The organism is Streptomyces sp. NPDC031466 (assembly GCF_055581265.1).
The window spans coordinates 1-4097 of record NZ_JBVIJT010000028.1; the positions used below are offsets into that span (position 1 = coordinate 1).

At 68.7% G+C, this 4097-nt stretch carries 1 protein-coding gene; it reads left to right on the top strand.

All coding sequences use genetic code 11. From position 1 onward, the window contains the following. Window positions 1-4097: non-ribosomal peptide synthetase (locus tag ACZ5GP_RS33930; protein WP_468754517.1), on the top strand; the 4097-nt coding region annotated here is incomplete at both ends.

The following is a 4097-nucleotide window of genomic DNA, read 5'->3' on the forward strand; positions in this document are numbered from 1 at the left end:
TTCGCACTGATCACCGAAACCGACCGGGCCACCCTCCCCACCGACGCCGTCGACGCCTACCCGCTCTCCCAAATCCAGACCGGCATGCTCGTCGAGATGTTCGCGAGTACAGGAAGCGGGCGTCGCAGCTACCACAACATCAACTCGTTCCGCATCCCGGACAGTGAGCCCTTCTCGCCGGACGCCCTGAGCGAGGCGTTCCGGGTCGTGGTCGGCCGGCACGACATCCTGCGGACCTCGATGCACCTGACCGGTTACAGCCAGCCCCTCCAGATCGTCCACGCGACCGCGAAGATCCCACTCGCCGTGCACGACCTGCGTGGCCAGGACGCCGAACAGCAGGCACAGGCAGGTCTCGACTTCGCTGAGCAGCAACGGGCCGACGTGTTCGATCCGGAGGTGGCACCCTTGGTCCGTGCCGCCGTGCACCTGGAGTCGGACGAGTCGTGGCGGCTCACCTTCACCCAGAGTCACGCGATCACCGAGGGCTGGAGTTACCACTCCCTCCTGATGGAAGTCCTGGAGCTCTACAGAGCGATCCGAGACGGCCAGGAGCCGGCCGTCCACGAGGGTCCGGGCGTCCGCTACGCCGACTACATCGCCGCCGAACTGGACTCCCTGAACGACCCGGACGACCAGCGGTACTGGCAGGACATCACCGACACCCACGCCCCCTTCGCCGTCCCCGAGACGTGGGCCGACCAGGAGAACCCTGCGGAGCGCTACCGCGTCCCGGTGCGGTTGGCCGGCATGGAGGACGGACTGCGGACGCTGGCCTCGCGGGCGGGCGCGTCCTTCAAGACGGTGCTGCTGGCCGCGCACCTGAAAGTGATGAGCGCCCTCACCACCGAGCGTTCGTTCCACACCGGGATGGTCACCCATGGGCGGCTGGAGGTGCCGGGTGCCGAGCGCGTCCTGGGCATGCACCTCAACACCCTGCCCGTACCGCACACCACGGGTGCGGCCCGTACCTGGCGGGAGCTGGTTGAGCAGACGTACGCCCGCGAGACCGAGGCGTGGGCCCATCGGCGCTATCCGCTGCCGGCCATCCAGCGGGACACGGGCATGGGGACGGGCAACGGTCATCGGCTGGTGTCCGTGATGTTCGACTACATCGACTTCCACCACGTCGACACCGACCGGATCGACGTCCAGGCCACGCTGATCGACGGCGCGACCGAGTTCGACCTGCACGTCTCCGGCACGGCCGAGGCGGTCAGCATCATCGGTTCGACCGACGTGGTCAGCCTGGCCGACGCCGAACGGCTGGCAGGCATGTTCCGACACGTCCTGGAGTCGATGGTCGCCGACCCCGAAGGCAGTGCCTGCGGCAGCGTGTTGCCTGCCGAGGAGACGGAGCAGTTGCTCGGCGAGTGGAATCGTTTCGTCCCTGAGCCGGTCGATGTCTGTGTGCACCAGGCCTTCGAGGCGCAGGCCGCCCGCACCCCGGACGCGGTCGCTCTGGTCTTCGAGGACGAGCAGCTCACCTACCGCGAACTGAACGAACGTGCCAACCGCATCGCCCACCGCCTGCGTGCCCTCGGTGCCCGCCCCGACACCCTGGTCGGCGTCTGCCTGGAACGCGGCATCCACCTCATCCCCGCCCTTTTGGGCGTCCTCAAATCCGGCGCCGCCTACCTCCCCCTGGACCCCGCCAACCCCCCCGAGCGCCTCCGCTACATCCTCCAGGACGCACACGCCTCACTGCTCATCACCCAGAGCACCGTCCAGGACCGCCTCCCCGCCGACCACACCGGCACCCGCCTCCTCCTGGACACCGACACCCTCCCCACCGAACCGGCCACCAACCCCACACCCACCACCACCCCCGACAACCTGATCTACGTCATCTACACCTCCGGCTCCACCGGCCGCCCCAAGGGCGTCACCCTCACCCACACCAACGTCGCGCGCCTCATGCGCTCCGCCGACCACCACTTCCACTTCGGCACCGACGACGTATGGACCCTCTTCCACTCCTACGCCTTCGACGTATCCGTATGGGAGATGTGGGGCGCCCTGCTGCACGGCGGCAGACTGGTACTGGCCCCCTTCGACACCCTGCGCTCCCCCGACGAATTCCTCGACCTGCTGGTCACCCAGCAGGTGAGCGTGCTGTGCCAGACACCGACCGCCTTCCACTCCCTCACCGCACTGGCCGCCGCAGACGACCCCCGCATCAACCGACTCGCCCTGCGCGCCGTGGTGTTCGCCGGCGAACGGCTCGACCCCGGCAACCTCCGGCCCTGGACCGACCGGCTGGGCCCGGCGACACCCGCCCTCATCAACATGTACGGCATCACCGAAACCACCGTGCACACCACCTACCACCAGATCGACGGGGAGGACCTCGACGCGGGCTTCCGAAGCCGGGTCGGGCGCCCGTTGTCGGATCTGAGCGTGCACCTGCTGGATGGGGACGGGAACCTGGTGCCCGTCGGCGTCCCCGGTGAGATCCACGTCGGTGGCGCCGGCGTGGCCCGCGGCTACCTCGCCCGCCCCGACCTGACCGCCGAACGCTTCGTCCCCGACCCCTTCGGACCAGCCGGCAGCCGCCTCTACCGCTCCGGCGACCTCGCCCGACGCCTGCCCGACGGCTCACTGGAGTTCCTCGGCCGCATCGACACCCAGGTCAAGATCCGCGGCTACCGCATCGAACTCGGCGAGATCACCCACCGCCTGCGCGACATCAACGGCATCACCGACGCCGCCGTCACCGCACACGACAACACCCTCACCGCCTACCTCGTCGGCAACACACCCGACCCCACCGAACTACGCACCCACCTCGCCACCACGCTGCCGGACTACATGATCCCCAGCGCCTACATCACCCTCGACCACATCCCCCTCACCCACAACGGAAAACTCGACACCAAAGCCCTCCCCGCACCCGACCGACAAGCCCTCACCACCAACAAGCACGTCGCCCCCACCACTGACACCGAACGCGCATTCGCTCAGGCCTGGGCCGACATCCTCAACCTCGACCCCGAGCACATCAGCACCCACGACAGCTTCTTCGACCTCGGCGGCGACTCCATCCGCGCCGTCCGACTGGCGGGCGCGCTGCGCACCCACGGCCACCAGATCACCATCCGCGACATCTTCGAACACCGCACCATCCACCACCTCGCCACACACACCACACCCACCACCGAAGAAACCGGCTTCACCCCCGTCACACCCTTCGCACTGATCAGCGAAACCGACCGGGCCGCGCTGCCGGCCGATGTGGTCGACGCCTACCCGCTGTCCCAGGTGCAGACCGGCATGCTCGTGGAGATGCTCACGGGTGAGCGCCCCGGCACCTACATCAACATCAACTCCTTCCGCATCCCGGCCCCCGACGGCCAGGGCTTCTCCGCCGAAGCCCTCCACGAAGCACTCCGAACCGTGGCCGACCGCCACGACATCCTGCGCACCTCCATGCACCTGGACGGCTACTCCCAGCCCCTCCAACTCGTCCACGCCTCCGTCGACGTACCGGTCCTGATCCACGACCTGCGGCAGCTGGACGAAGAGAGCCTGCGTGCGGCCGAGTTCACCTGGGCGCGCGAGGAGCGTGCGGGCGGGCTCGACGTCACCGTCGCACCGACGCTACGTGTCCACGTGCACCTGGAGTCGGACGCCATCTGGCGCCTGACCCTGGTGCAGAGCCACGCGGCCACCGAGGGCTGGAGTGTCAACGCGCTCACCGTGGAACTCCTCGAGGTATACGCCGCCCTGCGCGACGGCCGGGAGCTTCCGGCGTACGAGGCTCCTGCTGTCCGGTACGCCGATTTCGTGGCCGCCGAGCTGAAGTCGCTGGAGGACGCGGACGATCAGCGGTTCTGGGCAGAGGTCACCGGTACGCATGTACCGCTCGCCCTGCCCGAGGCCTGGGGTTCCGGCACGGACACGGATGCGGGTGCGGGTGCGGCCGAGGCGGTGCGGGTCGCCGCCCGGTACGCCGATCTGGAGCCACAGCTCCGCTCCCTCGCCTCCCAGGCAGGGGCCTCGCTGAAGAGCGTGTTGTTCGCAGCGCACCTGAAGGTGATGAGCGCGCTCACCACCGAGGACGCCTTCCACGTCGGGCTGGTCACCCACGGCCGCCT